18 protein-coding genes and 1 other annotated feature are annotated in these 17078 nt (G+C 49.6%); of the genes, 11 read left to right on the top strand and 7 right to left on the bottom strand.

The genetic code is table 11. The features are described from left to right. Window positions 1-208 precede the first annotated feature (208 nt). Window positions 209-1000 carry a DNA-binding transcriptional regulator KdgR gene (gene kdgR, locus J1779_RS21110; RefSeq protein WP_056773416.1) on the top strand — a complete coding sequence of 264 codons (792 nt, stop codon included), beginning with the start codon at window positions 209-211 and terminating at the stop codon, window positions 998-1000. Window positions 1001-1251: 251 nt separating this feature from the next. Here the strand turns inward: kdgR and J1779_RS21105 are convergent, their stop codons facing one another. From J1779_RS21105 to hxpB, 5 genes are all read right to left on the bottom strand, one after another. Next, on the bottom strand, window positions 1252-2643 hold the full coding sequence (locus tag J1779_RS21105; RefSeq protein ID WP_217204684.1) for an L-cystine transporter: 1392 nt from the start codon (window positions 2641-2643) through the stop codon (window positions 1252-1254). A gap of 185 nt (window positions 2644-2828) precedes the next feature. After that, entirely contained in the window at window positions 2829-3386 is a 558-nt protein-coding gene (locus J1779_RS21100) for a metal-dependent hydrolase (RefSeq protein WP_122096205.1), read from the bottom strand. 151 nt (window positions 3387-3537) lie between these two features. Continuing rightward, complete coding sequence (gene kduD / locus J1779_RS21095; protein ID WP_217204683.1) at window positions 3538-4299, bottom strand: 2-dehydro-3-deoxy-D-gluconate 5-dehydrogenase KduD; 762 nt, start codon at window positions 4297-4299, stop codon at window positions 3538-3540. A gap of 76 nt (window positions 4300-4375) precedes the next feature. Continuing rightward, window positions 4376-5212 carry a 5-dehydro-4-deoxy-D-glucuronate isomerase gene (gene kduI, locus J1779_RS21090; RefSeq protein ID WP_056773426.1) on the bottom strand — a complete coding sequence of 279 codons (837 nt, stop codon included), beginning with the start codon at window positions 5210-5212 and terminating at the stop codon, window positions 4376-4378. Window positions 5213-5511: 299 nt separating this feature from the next. Then, window positions 5512-6177 (bottom strand): hexitol phosphatase HxpB, encoded by a 666-nt coding sequence (gene hxpB / locus J1779_RS21085; RefSeq protein WP_217204682.1) that lies wholly within the window; start codon window positions 6175-6177, stop codon window positions 5512-5514. Window positions 6178-6370: 193 nt separating this feature from the next. Between hxpB and J1779_RS21080 the strand changes: the two genes are divergently transcribed. Further along, window positions 6371-6919 carry a YniB family protein gene (locus tag J1779_RS21080; RefSeq protein WP_056773435.1) on the top strand — a complete coding sequence of 183 codons (549 nt, stop codon included), beginning with the start codon at window positions 6371-6373 and terminating at the stop codon, window positions 6917-6919. A 108-nt stretch (window positions 6920-7027) separates the two neighbouring features. Here J1779_RS21080 and J1779_RS21075 read toward each other — a convergent pair whose 3' ends face one another. Continuing rightward, complete coding sequence (locus J1779_RS21075) at window positions 7028-7897, bottom strand: fructosamine kinase family protein (RefSeq protein ID WP_056773440.1); 870 nt, start codon at window positions 7895-7897, stop codon at window positions 7028-7030. Between the two features lie 323 nt (window positions 7898-8220). On the opposite strand from J1779_RS21075, the gene J1779_RS21070 reads away from it, so the two are divergent. Next, the gene (locus tag J1779_RS21070; protein ID WP_082465712.1) at window positions 8221-8856 is read left to right on the top strand and encodes a transglycosylase SLT domain-containing protein; all 636 of its coding nucleotides are present in this window, start codon (window positions 8221-8223) and stop codon (window positions 8854-8856) included. 23 nt (window positions 8857-8879) lie between these two features. On the opposite strand, the gene J1779_RS21065 is transcribed toward J1779_RS21070, so the two are convergent. After that, the gene (locus J1779_RS21065; protein ID WP_122096208.1) at window positions 8880-9560 is read right to left on the bottom strand and encodes a MarC family NAAT transporter; all 681 of its coding nucleotides are present in this window, start codon (window positions 9558-9560) and stop codon (window positions 8880-8882) included. A gap of 290 nt (window positions 9561-9850) precedes the next feature. Here J1779_RS21065 and thrS point away from each other — a divergent pair, with 290 nt between their 5' ends. From thrS to ihfA, 8 genes are all read left to right on the top strand, one after another. Further along, the gene (gene thrS / locus J1779_RS21060; RefSeq protein ID WP_122096209.1) at window positions 9851-11779 is read left to right on the top strand and encodes a threonine--tRNA ligase; all 1929 of its coding nucleotides are present in this window, start codon (window positions 9851-9853) and stop codon (window positions 11777-11779) included. A 3-nt stretch (window positions 11780-11782) separates the two neighbouring features. Next, window positions 11783-12334, top strand: a complete 552-nt coding sequence (gene infC, locus J1779_RS21055; protein ID WP_013576136.1) for a translation initiation factor IF-3 — start codon at window positions 11783-11785, stop codon at window positions 12332-12334. Window positions 12335-12429: 95 nt separating this feature from the next. Continuing rightward, window positions 12430-12627: a 50S ribosomal protein L35 gene (rpmI, locus tag J1779_RS21050; protein WP_056773448.1), complete on the top strand. Its 198-nt coding sequence runs from the start codon at window positions 12430-12432 to the stop codon at window positions 12625-12627. A 41-nt stretch (window positions 12628-12668) separates the two neighbouring features. Beyond that, complete coding sequence (rplT, locus tag J1779_RS21045; RefSeq protein ID WP_056773451.1) at window positions 12669-13025, top strand: 50S ribosomal protein L20; 357 nt, start codon at window positions 12669-12671, stop codon at window positions 13023-13025. 125 nt (window positions 13026-13150) lie between these two features. Continuing rightward, window positions 13151-13275, top strand: a sequence feature (Phe leader region). Then, a complete protein-coding gene (gene pheM / locus J1779_RS21040) occupies window positions 13156-13200 on the top strand; it encodes a pheST operon leader peptide PheM (RefSeq protein WP_106120997.1) in 45 nt (14 codons plus the stop codon). (Overlaps the previous feature by 45 nt.) A 99-nt stretch (window positions 13276-13374) precedes the next feature. After that, window positions 13375-14358, top strand: a complete 984-nt coding sequence (gene pheS, locus J1779_RS21035; protein WP_056773454.1) for a phenylalanine--tRNA ligase subunit alpha — start codon at window positions 13375-13377, stop codon at window positions 14356-14358. Window positions 14359-14372: 14 nt separating this feature from the next. Next, window positions 14373-16760, top strand: a complete 2388-nt coding sequence (gene pheT / locus J1779_RS21030) for a phenylalanine--tRNA ligase subunit beta (protein WP_122096211.1) — start codon at window positions 14373-14375, stop codon at window positions 16758-16760. 4 nt (window positions 16761-16764) lie between these two features. After that, window positions 16765-17061: an integration host factor subunit alpha gene (gene ihfA, locus J1779_RS21025; protein WP_004089944.1), complete on the top strand. Its 297-nt coding sequence runs from the start codon at window positions 16765-16767 to the stop codon at window positions 17059-17061. Window positions 17062-17078: the final 17 nt, after the last annotated feature.

The following is a 17078-nucleotide window of genomic DNA, read 5'->3' as shown; positions in this document are numbered from 1 at the left end:
GGTAATATTACTACGCTAATGAACTGAAAGTGACAACAGTCACAGTCTGTGACGAATTATTTAGTCTATGCATATTATGAAACAGGGTTAACAGTTCTCACATTCCTGTTCAACGGCTTGATTGCTTCTGTGTGACGCTTGCCACTATAATAAAAACCACGTTCTATTTTTTTTGAAACAAAACCAACGCGAGCAGGTAATTCACTCTATGGCTATCGCAGATCTTGATAAGCAACCCGATTCCGTTTCTTCCGTTCTGAAAGTTTTTGGTATTTTACAGGCGCTCGGAGAAGAGCGCGAAATTGGTATTACTGAACTTTCTCAACGCGTAATGATGTCGAAAAGCACGGTGTATCGCTTTTTACAGACGATGAAATCTCTGGGTTACGTCGCGCAGGAAGGGGAGTCAGAGAAATATTCACTGACGCTCAAATTGTTCGAGCTGGGTGCAAAGGCGTTGCAAAACGTTGATCTGATCCGCAGCGCTGATATTCAGATGCGTGAATTGTCACGCCTGACGCGCGAAACCATCCACCTCGGCGCGCTGGATGAAGATGGCATCGTCTACATCCACAAAATCGATTCCATGTACAACCTGCGTATGCATTCCCGTATTGGCCGACGCAATCCGTTGCACACAACGGCGATTGGTAAGGTGCTGATGGCCTGGGGTGACAAAGCTGAAGTGAGCGCACTGTTGCAGGAAATTGAGTTCACCCGCAGCACTGAAAATACCATTATGAATGCCGCTGACTTACAAACGGCGCTGGATCAGGTCCGTGAACAGGGTTTTGGGGAAGATAATGAAGAGCAGGAGCAGGGCCTTCGCTGTATCGCCGTGCCGGTGTTCGATCGTTTCGGCGTGGTGATTGCCGGATTAAGTATTTCCTTCCCGACAATTCGTTTCTCTGAAGAAAGTAAGAGTGACTACGTTGCAATGCTGCATACCGCAGCGCGTAACATTTCAGAGCAAATTGGTTTCCACGATTATCCATTCTGAATTTGTGCCGAGCAGAACGACGTCTTCGCAAACCGAAATGATGATACGTGAAATGAATTGTTAAGCTCTGTTTGAACGCCTGATGGTGTCGACTGTTTCACACTGGCCGTAGTCTCACAGAGATTACGGCTTTTTTATGTGACTGAATGACGCACCAGGCCCGATGTTAATGAACTGCAATGTGTGTTTCTGATTACTGAACATGTCGCCAAAGCCAGCGGTTTCGGCTCAACATGTTCAGCATTCAGTACTTAGCGGTGTGCCAGCTCAGCCGTTTCTTCTGAATCCATAACTGCTTTATCAGTTTGTTTCATGATCTGGCTGGTGATCGTACCGGCTGTCATGGAACCACTCACGTTCAGTGCAGTACGGCCCATATCAATCAGCGGTTCCACTGAAATCAACAATGCAACCAGGGTAACCGGCAGGCCCATTGCCGGGAGCACGATCAGGGCTGCAAATGTTGCGCCGCCACCCACACCGGCTACACCGGCAGAGCTCAGGGTCACGATACCCACTAATGTTGCAATCCACACCGGATCAAACGGGTTGATGCCGACCGTTGGCGCCACCATCACTGCCAGCATGGTTGGATATAAACCTGCACAACCGTTCTGACCAATCGTTGCACCGAAGGATGCGGCGAAGCTGGCGATGGATTCAGGAATACCCAGACGGCGAGTTTGCGCTTCAACACTTAGCGGAATAGTTGCTGCACTTGAACGGCTGGTAAAGGCGAAAGTGAGCACCGGCCACACTTTACGGAAGAATTTCATCGGATTCACGCCGGTGAAAGACAACAGAATGGCATGCACGACAAACATAATCGCCAGACCCAAATACGAGGCCACAACGAAGCTGCCGAGCTTAACGATATCCTGAATGTTGGAGCCGGCAACGACTTTGGTCATTAACGCCAGTACGCCGTACGGGGTCAGTTTCATCACCAGACGGACCAGTTTCATCACCCATGCCTGCAGGGTATCGATGAAGACCAGAACACGCGGGCCTTTTTCAGCATCGTCTTTCACCAGCTGCAGGGCAGCAACGCCCACGAAAGCGGCAAAGATCACTACGCTGATGATCGACGTCGGGCTTGCACCGGTCAGATCGGCAAACGGGTTCTTAGGAATAAAGGAAAGGATCAGCTGAGGTACACTCAGATCAGCCACTTTACCCACATAGTTGGATTGAATCGCCGTCAGACGCGCTGTTTCTTGCGTGCCTTGTACCAGACCTTCGGCGGTGAGTCCGAACAGACCGGTGACGAAGATACCCACCAGGGAGGCGATAAGCGTGGTAAACAACAGGGTACCGATGGTCAGGAAACTGATTTTGCCTAAAGAAGATGCATTATGCAGTTTCGCCACGGCACTGAGAATCGACACAAAGACCAGCGGCATTACGATCATTTGCAGTAACTGAACGTAGCCGTTGCCGACAATATTGAACCAGGTAATTGACGTTTTCAGAATCGGGTCATCTGAACCATAAATCAGTTGCAGTGCCAGACCGAATACAACACCCAGACCCAAACCGGCCAGGACTTTTTTTGCCAGGCTCCATTGTTTATGACGTGTTTGCGCCAGCAATAAAAGCAAAGCGACAAAAACCACTACGTTAAGAACGAGCGGAAGATTCATACCAAACTCCAGACTTATAGTTTTATATTTAAACGGGTGTTCCCAAAGGGATTGCACCATCCCATAGCGTTGGGGTGCAGAATATCAGTTTGGGTGCCCGATCATTTATATCCAAAAAGAATGCATTATAACTTTTTGATGGTTTTTGTATTTATTTTCACCACATCGTCGCTATTTCAGTCTGATCAGATGAACAGCTTCAAAAGATGATTAAAAATGTCAGGATTGATTGCACCAATAATGGGCGTCCAGTCTGGCCAGAACAGCGTTAACCCCACCAGCATCAGACAGAGCGTTCGTTCCAGCTGGTTACCTTTCTGACTGTTAATAATGGGCAGGCGAAAGCGCCATCGGCATGGCCAAAGCAGGGGAACCCCCGCTGGCGTGAGCATATCTGCAAGTATATGACTGAGATAACCAATGATCATGGCATGAAAAGCATCAGCCGGAATAACCCAGTCGTGGGGGAAATGCGTGCGTAGCAGGAAGATGCCGCCAATGACGGCCAGCAAACTGTGTGTAAAACCGCGATGCCCGAAGGCGCGTGCGATGGGGTGAGAAATCCATTTCAGACGCTGGCCAATCAGAGATTTGGGATGGTCGATGTCCGGCAACAGGCAGGTCAGTAATGAGCCGGGAATAATATGCCACCAGTCGCCGTGCGCCAGCTCGGGAGAGAGCTGCGCCTTCTTGGCAAATACCGCACAGGCGATAGAAAAAATGAGGTGGCCTTCCGCCGTCATGACGCGTCCGAACTGAATAACTGTTATTTTATCCAGTATAAGTGAAACTGTCACAATCTTGGAAGCAGAACCCTGTAACTAATTGTCAACGGTATGATTAGAATGAAAAAGGCGTATAAAAATACGCCTTAATACTGTCACGTATTCTCAGTTAACGTGCCAGCCAGCCTCCGTCCACGGCAATGGTATATCCATTGACGTAATCAGACGCTTGAGAGGCCAGAAACACCACCGGCCCCATCACATCTTCCGGTAAACCCCAGCGTCCCGCAGGAATACGATCGAGGATCTCCTTGCTGCGTTCACCGTCTGAACGGAGCTGCTCAGTATTATTAGTCGCCATATAACCCGGCGCAATAGCATTCACGTTAACGCCATGTTTGGCCCATTCATTGGCCATCAGTCGCGTAAGGCCCATCACCGCACTTTTAGACGCTGTATACGAAGGCACGCGGATCCCACCCTGATAGGACAACATCGAGGCAATGTTGATGATTTTCCCGCCGTTGCCTTGCTTAATAAACTGTTTAGCCACTGCCTGAGACATAAAGAATAACGTCTTACTGTTGACGTTCATCACGTCATCCCAGTTTTTTTCACTGAACTCAATGGCATCTTCACGGCGAATAATGCCTGCATTGTTAACCAGAATATCAATATGGCCGAACTCATTCACCGCCTGAACAATCAGTTCAGGAATGCCCTGAATACTGCTCAGATCGGCACGAAGATCCAGAAAACGGCGTCCGGTAGTCATGATTTTTTCAGCCGTTTCGCCAGGCTCAGAAACATTAATGCCCACGATGTCGCACCCGGCCTGCGCGAGTCCCAGCGCCATGCCTTGTCCCAGACCCGTGTTGCAACCGGTCACAATGGCGACTTTACCTGTTAATTCAAACGCATTGAGGATCATAATCAGAGTCTCTTTTGCTTCGGCACGTTCGCCTGAAGATTGGATGACTCCGCCATATCATGGCGGAGTCGCTGGATTAGCGAATTTCGCTGACTTTGACGTGATCCATATCGTCGAAGACCTGGTTTTCTCCCACCATGCCCCAGATAAAGGTGTAATTCTTAGTACCGACGCCGGAATGGATCGACCAACTTGGTGAAATTACGGCTTGTTCGTTATGCACCAGCAGATGGCGCGTTTCCTGCGGTTTGCCCATCATATGGAAGACGGCGGTTTCTTCTTCCATGTTGAAGTAGAAATACACTTCCATGCGGCGCTCATGCGTATGGCACGGCATGGTATTCCACAGGCTGCCTTCTTCCAGCTTGGTCAGCCCCATGGTCAGCTGACAGGTTTCCAGCACGTCCGGAACAATGAATTTGTTGATTGTCCGGCGGTTGCTGGTGGCAGCATCACCGATGGTTTGCGGCGATGCTTCTGCCAGAGTGATTTTTTTGTTTGGGAAAGTGGTGTGCGCAGGGGCGCTGTTGTAATAGAACTTGGCGGGTTTTGTCGTATCGATGCTGCTGAATTCAACCTGTTTTGCGCCTTTGCCCACATACAGCGCTTCTTCATGACCAATCTCATACGTTGTGCCATCAACGACAATAATGCCAGGCCCGCCAATGTTGATCACGCCCAACTCACGGCGCTCAAGGAAATAGCTGACACCGAGTTGCTTACCGACTTCATCACCGACAGAAACCGATTTTTCAGCGGGCATTACGCCACCGACGATGATGCGGTCGATATGGCTATAGGTCATGGTGTAAGTATTTCTTTCGAAAATTTTCTCGATGAGAAATTCGCGGCGTAACTCAGCAGTATCGAGCGTTTTAGCGTGGTCGCTGTGAATGCTTTGACGAACTTGCATGTCGTGCCTCTTGTGCGTTGTGTTGTGCATATAAAGGAGGACTTGCCGGGCTAGTCTGACCGTTGCGTGGCAGTGACAGCGTACAGAAGCAGGAGAGCTCCCGGCTCGTCCGTGTTGCAGAAATCATAAGGTCATCGGTATGTGAATTCAATAAAAATGAAATAACGTTTTATTTATTTTTGAGGCAGCTCAAAATTTCTGACATTAATCTGTTGTGATGTCAGTTTTAGTGCAGATAACGCGAGGGATTTAGCAGGAGGAGAGGAGGCGCAGCTGCAAGAATGCGCTGCGCCTCAGGTTCAGCTGATGTGCGAAGGACGCAATTCTTCGAGAGTAGAAAGCCGGGTATCGGCCAGGGCCCAGCGCGGATCTGCACTGAACTCATGAGCCGGCACCACTATTGAGCGCATACGTGCCGCTTTCGTCGCGATCATGCCGTTAAAAGAGTCTTCCAGCGTCACGCAATGCAGCGGATCCACATGTAACTCTGCGGCGGCGAGTAAGTAAACTTCCGGATGTGGTTTGCTGTAGGGTAAGTGTTCTGCAGAGACGCGAACCTGAAAATACGATTGCAGGTTAAACATTTCCAGTACGGTATCCAGCATATGCAGTGGCGATGCTGAGGCCAGACCGATCTTCAGCCCCTGATCGCGGCAAAGCTCCAGCGCGTGCGTGACGCCAGGCAACAGCGGGCGAGTTTGTTCCACCAGTTCAAGGGTGCGGGCGATGACCATCGCCGATGCTTCTTCCTGGCTTGGGCCTTGCCACGGCAATACCTGATACCACATCCGCACCACCTGATCGATGCGCAAACCGAGGGTATCTGGCAGTAAATGGCGCTGTGAGATATCCACACCGAGGCTGCTAAAAACATCCAGCTCTGCCTGAACCCATAAAGGTTCAGAGTCAATCAACAGACCATCCATATCGAAAATTGCGGCGTTAACGGGGCGGGCATAGGCCATGCGGGCGAACTCCATATCAGTGAATTAGACTGTTACTGTATCACCGGCTGAGAAAGGGTTAAATCTGTTGCAAAAAATCCTAAAGCAGCCATTTTCAGGTCAGTATTTTGCTAACTGGTTAAAATGATGAGCGGTTCAGACTTTCTGTGGGTAAACTTAGCGGAAGATAAAGACGTCCTAACAAGGGGAATTCATGACGTACCAACAAGCCGGGCGTGTCGCGGTCCTGAAAAGAGTTGCCGGGTGGATAATTTTCATTCCCGCGCTGCTTTCCACATTGATTTCATTGCTTAACTTTATTAATGAACACACTAAGACTCAAGAGGGTATCAACGCGGTAATGCTGGATTTTGTCCATGTTATGGTGGACATGGCGCGTTTTAACACCACATTCCTCAACGTGTTCTGGTACAACTCGCCTGTGCCGTCACTGGGGCAGGGATTCACCAGCGCGAATATTATGTTCTTCGTTATCTACTGGCTGATCTTCGTCGGGCTGGCACTTCAGGCTTCTGGCGCAAGAATGTCACGTCAGGTGAAACATATTCGGGAAGGCATTCAGGATCAGCTGATACTTGAGCAGGCAAAAGGCGCAGAAGGGCGTACACGTCCCCAGATTGAAGAGCGCATAGTGATCCCCCGACATACCATTCTTGTACAATATTTCCCGCTGTATATTCTGCCCGCCATCATTGCGGTTATCGGCTATTTCATTTTGAAATTATTAGGTTTACTGGGCTGATCCCGGTGAAACCGGCGGGTTAATTTAAGCCGCTTTGAGGCATAAATAAGGCCTGAATATTTCAGTTATTCAGGCCTTATTCGTTTGTGCATTTACTCATGTATCCTGCTAATTAAAATCTTCGTGTAACAACCTTTCCACCGCGCGTTGCGCGACGACCTGATGCTGGCCACCGAATAAATTGCTGCGGTTCAGCAGATAATATAACTGGTATATCGGTTGCCTCGAAATGAAGTCATCGGGGAGCGGCGTCTTGCTCTGATAGCCGTCGTAAAGCTGAGGCGGAACGTTAGGATATAAAGGTAGCATCGCCAGATCGCACTCGCGATCGCCCCAGTAACAGGCAGGATCGAAAATCACCGGACCGTTTTCAGAGAGTCCACAATTATGCGGCCATAAATCACCATGCAGCAGGGAAGGCTGAGGCTGATGGTTCTGTAGCCGCCCATGAACCATTGCAGTGATGTCGTCTATATTGCCGAAAATCATGCCTTTTTCAGCTGCCAGCTGTAATTGCCAGCCGATGCGTTGTTCGGCAAAAAATGTTGCCCAGCGTCTCTGCCAGCTGTTGGGCTGAGGAAGTGTTGCCAGTTCATTATCGAAATCCAGCCCGAACTGCAGTTGTTCACTCCACTGGTGCAGAGCGGCAAGTTGTTGACCTAAAAGATAGGCATTATGCGCATCGAGAGATTTTTGCGGAATATATTCAAGTAACAGAAAACTGTAATCCCGGTCACTGCCCACGCCATAAACCTCAGGAACGCGGACTGTCTGACTGCGGGCGAGCAGGGCGAGTTGATCGGCTTCGGCGGCGAAAATAGGCAGCATTTCGCGCGCGTTGCATTTAACAAACACATCCCTGTCACCATAACTCAGCCGCCAGGCGGGATGTATTTCACCTCCCGGAAGCTCAACACGTTCGCGGATTTCTGCACTGCCCAGATGTTCACTCAACAAACGATTGACGGCTTGCCACATGGTATGACCCCTTCTGACTGGCCCGATAATTCATTAAGTTAGCGTTTTTTCCGCTTCAAAAACCCGATCCGGCGCACGGCTGAACCAGAAGACGGTGTTAATTTTCGCCCTATGAGATGCAGACTTCCTGAACTTGATAAACAACGAAAATGCTAATTTCAGAATATGTGAAGTGAAAGAGGTTTTATAAGCAGAATTATCTTATCGACATGCTTCTAACCCCTTTGTTTAACAAAACATTAATAATAATAGACTAAAAATATATTCAGGTGAGGAAAGAAGATGTATATGCTACATCTCGTCCAAGTCGCGAGAGAGATAATGTGAAACCAAACATTCTTTATTTGATGGCCGCGCTATTACTGGCGGGTTGCGCTAAAGAAACGCCGGTTCAGACGACGCATTTTTTGAAACCATCACCGCCTTCACGGGCTGATACATCATTAATGCATCAGGGCCCCTACGGCGAGGTGATTCGCCAGGCGGCAAGCACTTACGGCGTAGATGAAACACTGGTAAAAGCCATCATTCAGGTCGAATCTGGATATAACCCAACCGTTGTCAGTAAATCGAATGCGATTGGGTTAATGCAGCTAAAGGCCTCAACGGCAGGACGCGATGCCTACCGGATGAAAGGACGCTACGGTCAGCCTTCACCGCGTGATCTGAAAGATCCTGCGGTGAATATCGATTTGGGCACAGCGTATTTGAGCATTTTGCAGCAACAGCTCGCGGGTATAAATAACCCAGAGACGCGCCGTTATGCCACTACCGTAGCCTATGTCAACGGTGCTGGCGCGTTGCTGAGAACCTTCGCGAAAGATAAAACATTCGCGATTGCTCAGATCAACCAGATGTCGCCAACGGAGTTTTATCAGCATGTTCAGAACAAACATCCGGCTCCACAGGCGCCACGTTACTTGTGGAAAGTGAACAATGCTTACCTCGCGATGCGGTAAGCATTGAATTTCCCGCCCGCGGTTCAGGCCGCTGGCGGGAAGGTTTTGATAATCTCAATAATACCGTTGATGACGAACTGAACGCCCATACAGACCAGCAAAAATCCCATCAGACGCGAAATCGCCTCAATCCCGCTTTTACCGACCAGACGCATAATGGCGCCTGAACTGCGCAGTGAAATCCACAAAATCATGCCCACTAAAAAGAAAATCATCACCGGTGCAACGGTAATAATCCAGTGTGGATAGTCAGATGATTTCACGGTCGCAGCACTGCTGATGATCATGGCGATGGTGCCCGGCCCGGCGGTACTTGGCATAGCAAGAGGCACAAAAGCGATATTTGGCGAATCCTGTTTCTTCATTTCCGCCGTTTTGTTCTCGATAAGAATTCTTTCTTCAACGTGTGGCTGCGGGAAAAGCATTCTGAAGCCGATAAAGGAAACGATAAGCCCCCCCGCAATTCGCAGGCCGGGAATCGAAATTCCGAACGTATTCATCACCACCTGTCCGGCGTAATACGCCACCATCATGATGATAAAGACATACACCGAGGCCATCAGCGATTGCTGGTTTCTTTCCTGAGTGGTCATATTCCCTGAAAGCCCGAGCATTAAAGCCACGGTTGTCAGTGGATTTGCCAGCGGAAGCAGTACCATCAGGCCCAATCCCAAAACTTCAAATAACTGCCTGACTTCTGTCATATCCTTCCCTTTTTTGAAATGCTGCTGTGGTTACCTTAGCGTGTCAGGGGGGATTACACGAAAAATATCCGCTTTTAGCAACACAGGTCGCTGGAAATTCGCACTTTACGGATGGTAAACTCCTTGCCTGTTTTTACGTCGCATCCCGGTACACTCTCTTGATGTATCGAAGGTGTCTATATTTGGCAAAGTAAAGCTGAATAGCGTGAATAACTAAATGAATTTACACTCAAATATTTTTCTAGATGTGCTCTGTCGTGTGGGGCACCACTGTAGATTAAGGAATTAACATGCCTGTTATTACTCTTCCTGACGGAAGCCAGCGCGTTTTTGATCGTCCCGTTTCCCCCCTTGATGTTGCGCTTGATATCGGACCTGGTCTGGCCAAAGCCTGTATCGCAGGTCGCGTAAACGGTGAGCTGGTTGATGCCACCGATCTTATCGAGACAGACGCTCAACTGGCGATCATTACTACCAAAGACGAAGCCGGTCTTGAAATTCTGCGCCACTCCTGTGCGCACCTTTTGGGTCATGCCATTAAACAATTGTGGCCGGATACCAAAATGGCAATCGGCCCGGTTATCGACAATGGCTTCTATTACGACGTGGATTTAGATCGTACGTTGACTCAGGAAGACATCGAACTGCTTGAAAAGCGCATGCACGAACTGGCTGAAAAGAATTACGACGTTATTAAAAAGAAAGTCAGCTGGCAGGAAGCACGCGATACCTTTGCAAGCCGTGGCGAAGAATACAAAGTGGCGATCCTGGATGAAAACATCAGTCATGATGACCGTCCGGGCCTGTATCACCACGAAGAATATGTTGATATGTGCCGTGGTCCACACGTGCCTAATATGCGTTTCTGCCATCACTTCAAATTGCAGAAAACCTCTGGTGCGTATTGGCGTGGTAACAGCGACAACAAAATGCTGCAACGTATTTACGGCACCGCGTGGGCTGAGAAAAAACAACTCAACGCCTATCTGCAACGCCTTGAAGAGGCGGGTAAGCGCGACCACCGTAAAATCGGTAAACAGCTTGACCTGTATCACATGCAGGAAGAAGCACCAGGTATGGTGTTCTGGCACAATGACGGCTGGACCATCTTCCGCGAGCTGGAAGCCTTTGTGCGCATGAAACTGAAGTCTTACGACTATCAGGAAGTGAAAGGTCCGTTCATGATGGACCGTGTGCTGTGGGAAAAAACAGGGCACTGGGAAAACTACAAAGAGGCCATGTTCACCACGTCTTCTGAGAACCGTGAATATTGCATCAAACCAATGAACTGCCCGGGACACGTTCAGATCTTTAATCAGGGTCTGAAATCCTACCGTGATCTGCCGCTGCGTATGGCCGAGTTCGGCAGCTGCCACCGTAATGAGCCATCAGGCGCATTGCATGGCCTGATGCGTGTTCGCGGCTTCACTCAGGACGATGCACACATCTTCTGTACTGAAGAGCAGGTGCGCGACGAAGTGAACAGCTGCATCCGCATGGTTTACGATATGTACAGTACATTTGGTTTCCAGAAGATTGTGGTGAAATTATCCACCCGTCCTGAGAAGCGCATTGGTACTGACGAAATGTGGACTCGTGCAGAGGACGATCTGGCGGCAGCACTGACAGAAAATGAGATTCCGTTCGAATATCAGCCGGGTGAAGGTGCGTTCTACGGTCCAAAAATTGAATTTACCTTGCACGATTGTTTGGATCGTGCGTGGCAGTGTGGTACCGTGCAGCTCGACTTTTCATTACCTGGTCGCTTGAACGCCTCTTATATTGGCGAAAGCAACGACCGTCAGGTCCCGGTAATGATTCACCGTGCTATCCTGGGTTCAATGGAGCGCTTCATTGGTATTCTGACTGAAGAATACGCAGGCTTCTTCCCAACATGGATGGCTCCGGTTCAGGTAGTGATCATGAATATCACTGATACACAAGCTACCTATGTCGAAGAATTAACTAAAAAACTGCAAGAAGCAGGCATTCGCGTTAAAGCCGACTTGAGAAATGAGAAGATTGGCTTTAAAATTCGCGAACACACGCTACGCCGTGTTCCTTACATGTTAGTTTGTGGCGATAAAGAGGTCGAAGCGGGCAAAGTTGCCGTTCGAACTCGCCGCGGCAAAGACTTAGGAAGCATGGACGTTAGCGAAGTCGTTGACAAACTGCTGGCGGAGATCCGCAGCAGAAGTCTTCATCAACTGGAGGAATAAAGTATTAAAGGCGGAAAACGAGTTCAACCGGCGCGTCCTAATCGCATTAACAAAGAGATTCGCGCGCAAGAAGTTCGCCTCACAGGCGTCGATGGCGAGCAGATTGGTATTGTCAGTCTGAATGAAGCTCTTGAAAAAGCTGAGGAAGCGGGCGTCGATTTAGTAGAAATCAGTCCGAATGCCGAGCCGCCAGTTTGTCGAATCATGGATTACGGCAAATTCCTCTACGAGAAGAGCAAGTCGACTAAAGAGCAGAAGAAGAAACAAAAAGTTATTCAGGTTAAGGAAATTAAATTCCGACCTGGTACCGATGATGGCGACTATCAGGTCAAACTACGCAACCTGATTCGCTTTCTGGAAGATGGCGATAAAGCCAAAATCACCCTGCGGTTCCGTGGGCGTGAAATGGCGCACCAACAGATCGGTATGGAAGTGCTTAACCGCGTCCGTAAAGACCTGTGTGAAGATTCTGAACTGGCCGTTGTCGAATCCTTCCCTACGAAGATCGAAGGTCGTCAGATGATCATGGTGCTCGCACCTAAGAAGAAACAGTAAGGCTTCCAAGTAATCCTGCTGCGCGTTGTTCGCACCGCGTATGCTGGATTCGCCTTTCTGATTCATGTTAATAACAATGCGAAGTGGAATGTAAAATGCCAAAGATCAAAACAGTACGCGGCGCCGCTAAACGCTTCAAAAAAACCGCCAACGGTGGTTTTAAGCGTAAGCACGCAAACCTGCGTCATATTCTGACCAAAAAAGCTACTAAGCGTAAACGTCACTTGCGTCCAAAAGGCATGGTATCCAAGAACGATTTGGGCCTTGTCTCTGCATGTCTGCCGTACGCATAAATACACTTTTTTCATTTAGAATATAAAACTCAGGAGAGCATATGGCTCGCGTAAAACGTGGTGTGATTGCACGTGCACGTCACAAGAAAATTTTAAAGCAGGCGAAAGGTTACTACGGTGCCCGTTCGCGCGTATATCGTGTTGCATTCCAGGCTGTTATCAAAGCTGGTCAATACGCTTACCGTGACCGTCGTCAAAAGAAACGTCAGTTCCGTCAGCTGTGGATCGCGCGTATCAACGCAGCAGCTCGTCAGAACGACATGTCTTACAGCAAATTCATTAACGGCTTGAAAAAAGCTTCTATTGAAATTGACCGTAAGATTTTGGCTGACATCGCAGTCTTCGACAAAGTGGTATTTGCCGCTCTGGTTGAGAAAGCGAAAGCAGCACTGGCGTAAGTCAGGTGAAAGAGGGAGCTTGCTCCCTCTTTTATATTTTGTGTTTGAAATCAGTCCGATTCGTTGTTTAATAGCTGCAACGTCGATTCATTTTCGGTTCAAGAGTGTCCATCAACAAGGTAACGCAAGCATGAATGCTGCTATTTTCCGTTTCTTTTTTTACTTTAGCGCCTGACTCAGGAAGGCTTTCGCGCGTAAGAGAAGAAACGAAAAGTAGCGCCTAAGCCTCCCTCGTGGAGGCTTTTTTGTATCTGTGCTTTATACACTAAGGTTCAGGGTCAAAATCGCGCCCCTGATTAATCACGGTTATTTTACATCGGGCCATATTGGCCAGAAGAAGAGGAAAGCAATGCCACATCTCGCAGAGCTGGTTGCCAATGCCAAGGCAGCCGTAGAGAGTGCTCAGGATATCGCCACGCTCGATAACGTGCGTGTTGAGTATCTGGGTAAGAAAGGCCACCTGACACTCCAGATGACGACCCTCCGTGAATTGCCTGCGGAAGAACGCCCGGCAGCGGGTGCCGTGATCAATGAAGCGAAAACGCAGGTTCAGGAAGCCCTGAATGCGCGCAAAAATACGCTGGAGTCTGCGGTGCTGAATGCGCGTCTCGCCGAAGAAACGATTGACGTTTCCTTGCCTGGCCGTCGCATTGAAAACGGTGGTTTGCATCCGGTGACCCGTACTATTGACCGCATCGAAACTTTTTTCGGTGAATTAGGCTTTACCGTCGAGACTGGCCCGGAAATCGAAGATGATTATCACAACTTTGATGCCCTGAATATTCCCGGCCATCACCCGGCACGTGCAGACCATGATACTTTCTGGTTTGATGCCAAGCGCTTGTTGCGTACCCAAACATCCGGTGTGCAGATCCGTACCATGAAGGATCAGCAACCGCCGATTCGTATTATCGCGCCGGGCCGTGTTTACCGTAACGACTATGACCAGACTCACACCCCGATGTTCCATCAGATGGAAGGCCTGATTGTTGATAAAGACATCAGCTTCTCCAACCTGAAAGGTACGCTGCACGATTTCCTGAACAACTTCTTTGAAGCTGATTTGCAGATCCGTTTCCGTCCTTCCTATTTCCCGTTTACAGAGCCTTCCGCGGAAGTTGACGTCATGGGCAAAAACGGTAAATGGCTGGAAGTGCTGGGCTGCGGCATGGTGCACCCGAACGTATTGCGTAACGTCGGTATCGATCCGGAAGTGTATTCCGGTTTTGCCTTCGGTATGGGGATGGAGCGCCTGACCATGTTGCGTTACGGCGTGACTGACCTGCGTGCATTCTTCGAAAACGATCTGCGTTTCCTCAAACAGTTTAAGTAAGGCGGGAATATCACATGAAATTCAGTGAACTCTGGTTGCGTGAGTGGGTAAACCCAGCCATCAGCAGCGAAGCATTATCCGATCAAATCACGATGGCCGGCTTGGAAGTTGACGGTGTTGAACCTGTCGCTGGCGCATTTAATGGCGTAGTGGTAGGCGAAGTTGTGGAGTGCGGTCAGCATCCTAACGCAGACAAACTGCGAGTCACCAAAGTGAACGTGGGTGGCGATCGCCTGCTGGACATCGTGTGTGGCGCACCAAACTGCCGCCAGGGCCTCAAAGTTGCCGTGGCAACTGTCGGTGCCGTGCTGCCGGGTGATTTCAAAATCAAAGCCGCAAAACTGCGCGGTGAGCCTTCAGAAGGGATGCTGTGCTCGTTCTCCGAGCTGGGTATTTCCGAAGATCATGACGGAATCATCGAGCTGCCGCTGGATGCGCCGGTCGGAACAGATATCCGCGAATTCCTGAAGCTGGATGACAGCACCATCGAAATCAGCGTAACGCCAAACCGTGCAGATTGCCTCGGTATTATCGGTGTAGCGCGCGACGTGGCCGTGGTTAATCAGCTTCCACTTAACGAACCTGAGATGAAACCCGTAGCTGCAACGATCGACGCATCAGTGTCTATCGATGTTCAGGCACCGCAAGCCTGTCCTCGCTATCTGGGCCGCGTGGTGAAAGGCATCAACGTTAAAGCGCCAACGCCACTGTGGATGCGTGAAAAACTGCGTCGCTGTGGCACCCGTTCTATTGATGCCGTAGTGGATATTACCAACTACGTGCTGCTGGAATTGGGTCAGCCAATGCATGCCTTCGATCTCAGCCGTATCAATGGCGGTATCGTGGTACGTATGGCGCAAAAAGATGAAGCGCTTACGCTGCTCGATGGTACGCAAGCCAAGCTGAAAGAAGACACGCTGGTGATTGCCGATCACCAAAAAGCGCTGGCGATGGCCGGTATTTTCGGTGGTGAGCACTCTGGCGTTAATGACGAAACGCAGGATGTATTGCTGGAGTCGGCCTTCTTTGCTCCGCTGGCGATCACAGGCCGCGCACGCCGTCAGGGCTTGCACACCGATGCATCGCACCGCTATGAGCGTGGCGTTGACCCTGAACTGCAATTTAAAGCCATTGAACGTGCCACCGCGCTGCTGTTAAGCATTTGTGGCGGTGAAGCCGGTCCGGTCATTGATGTGACTTCTGCGTCAGATTTACCGAAAGCGGCAACCATTACGTTGCGTCGCGAAAAACTGGATCGCCTCATTGGTCACCATGTTGAGGATGCACAGGTCACGGATATTCTGACCCGACTGGGTTGTGACGTTGCCCATAACGGCGATCACTGGGTGGCAGTCGCACCGAGCTGGCGCTTTGACATGCAGATCGAAGAAGATCTGGTGGAAGAAGTTGCCCGAATTTACGGTTACAACAACATTCCAGATGTGCCGGTAAAAGCGAATCTTGAAATGACCCGTCACCGTGAAGCCAATCTGTCGCTGAAACGTGTGAAAAATCTGCTGGTTGATCGTGGTTTCCAGGAAGCCATCACTTACAGCTTCGTTGATCCTAAAGTGCAGGCTTTACTGCATCCGGGCGAAGACGCGCTGATTCTGCCAAGTCCGATCTCCGTGGAAATGTCAGCAATGCGCCTTTCCCTGTGGTCTGGCTTGCTGACTGCGGTCGTTAACAACCAAAATCGCCAGCAAAGTCGCGTGCGTTTATTCGAAAGTGGCCTGCGCTTTGTGCCTGATACTCAAGCTGATTTAGGTATCCGTCAGGACGTCATGCTGTCTGGCGTGATTTCCGGCAATAAAAATGAAGAGCATTGGGATCTGGCGCGTCAGGCAGTTGACTACTACGATTTGAAAGGTGATCTTGAGGCTATTCTTGAGCTTACCGGCAAAATGAACGACGTGCAGTTCAGGGTTGAAGCCAATCCTGCATTGCATCCGGGGCAGAGCGCAGCGATTTATTTACGCGGCGAACGTATTGGTTTCATTGGTGTAGTCCATCCGGAACTGGAACGTAAACTCGATCTCAATGGCCGTACTGTGGTCTTCGAAATGCTGTGGGATAAGGTCGCAGACCGCGTACTGCCTGATGCGAAAGAGATTTCCCGCTTCCCGGCGAACCGTCGTGACATCGCCGTTGTTGTGGCTGAAAACGTGCCCGCAGACGATATTTTGGCTGAGTGCAAGAAAGTTGGCGCAAATCAGGTAGTTGGCGTAAACTTGTTTGATGTGTACCGTGGCAAGGGCGTAGCTGAAGGTTACAAGAGCCTGGCTATCAGTCTGGTGTTGCAGGATACCGCCCGTACACTGGAAGAAGAGGAGATCGCCGCTACCGTTGCAAAATGCGTAGAGGCTCTAAAACAGCGATTCCAAGCATCCTTGAGGGATTGAACCTATGGCGCTTACTAAAGCTGAAATGTCAGAACACCTGTTTGAGAAGCTTGGGCTTAGCAAACGGGATGCCAAAGACCTTGTTGAAATATTTTTCGAAGAAGTCCGTCGAGCTTTGGAAAATGGCGAACAAGTTAAACTGTCTGGCTTTGGCAATTTCGATCTGCGTGACAAAAACCAACGTCCGGGACGTAACCCGAAAACCGGCGAAGATATTCCGATCACGGCGCGTCGTGTGGTGACTTTCCGTCCGGGACAGAAATTGAAGAGTCGCGTTGAGAATGCCACTCCGAAAGAATAAGTAACATCTTCTAAAAG

The sequence above is a fragment of the Rahnella rivi genome (assembly GCF_019049655.1).
In the GTDB taxonomy this organism is placed as follows: domain Bacteria; phylum Pseudomonadota; class Gammaproteobacteria; order Enterobacterales; family Enterobacteriaceae; genus Rahnella; species Rahnella rivi.
This window is presented reverse-complemented; position numbering and strand designations above follow the sequence as displayed.

Coding starts and splice junctions, on each gene's coding strand:
- J1779_RS21080 (WP_056773435.1), top strand. CDS start 6,371: ATGACGTACCAACAAGCCGGGCGTGTCGCGGTCCTGAAAAGAGTTGCC.
- kduD (WP_217204683.1), bottom strand. CDS start 4,299: ATGATCCTCAATGCGTTTGAATTAACAGGTAAAGTCGCCATTGTGACC.
- J1779_RS21105 (WP_217204684.1), bottom strand. CDS start 2,643: ATGAATCTTCCGCTCGTTCTTAACGTAGTGGTTTTTGTCGCTTTGCTT.
- ihfA (WP_004089944.1), top strand. CDS start 16,765: ATGGCGCTTACTAAAGCTGAAATGTCAGAACACCTGTTTGAGAAGCTT.
- rpmI (WP_056773448.1), top strand. CDS start 12,430: ATGCCAAAGATCAAAACAGTACGCGGCGCCGCTAAACGCTTCAAAAAA.
- J1779_RS21075 (WP_056773440.1), bottom strand. CDS start 7,897: ATGTGGCAAGCCGTCAATCGTTTGTTGAGTGAACATCTGGGCAGTGCA.
- thrS (WP_122096209.1), top strand. CDS start 9,851: ATGCCTGTTATTACTCTTCCTGACGGAAGCCAGCGCGTTTTTGATCGT.
- kdgR (WP_056773416.1), top strand. CDS start 209: ATGGCTATCGCAGATCTTGATAAGCAACCCGATTCCGTTTCTTCCGTT.
- J1779_RS21100 (WP_122096205.1), bottom strand. CDS start 3,386: ATGACGGCGGAAGGCCACCTCATTTTTTCTATCGCCTGTGCGGTATTT.
- J1779_RS21065 (WP_122096208.1), bottom strand. CDS start 9,560: ATGACAGAAGTCAGGCAGTTATTTGAAGTTTTGGGATTGGGCCTGATG.
- rplT (WP_056773451.1), top strand. CDS start 12,669: ATGGCTCGCGTAAAACGTGGTGTGATTGCACGTGCACGTCACAAGAAA.
- pheS (WP_056773454.1), top strand. CDS start 13,375: ATGCCACATCTCGCAGAGCTGGTTGCCAATGCCAAGGCAGCCGTAGAG.
- kduI (WP_056773426.1), bottom strand. CDS start 5,212: ATGCAAGTTCGTCAAAGCATTCACAGCGACCACGCTAAAACGCTCGAT.
- hxpB (WP_217204682.1), bottom strand. CDS start 6,177: ATGGCCTATGCCCGCCCCGTTAACGCCGCAATTTTCGATATGGATGGT.
- pheT (WP_122096211.1), top strand. CDS start 14,373: ATGAAATTCAGTGAACTCTGGTTGCGTGAGTGGGTAAACCCAGCCATC.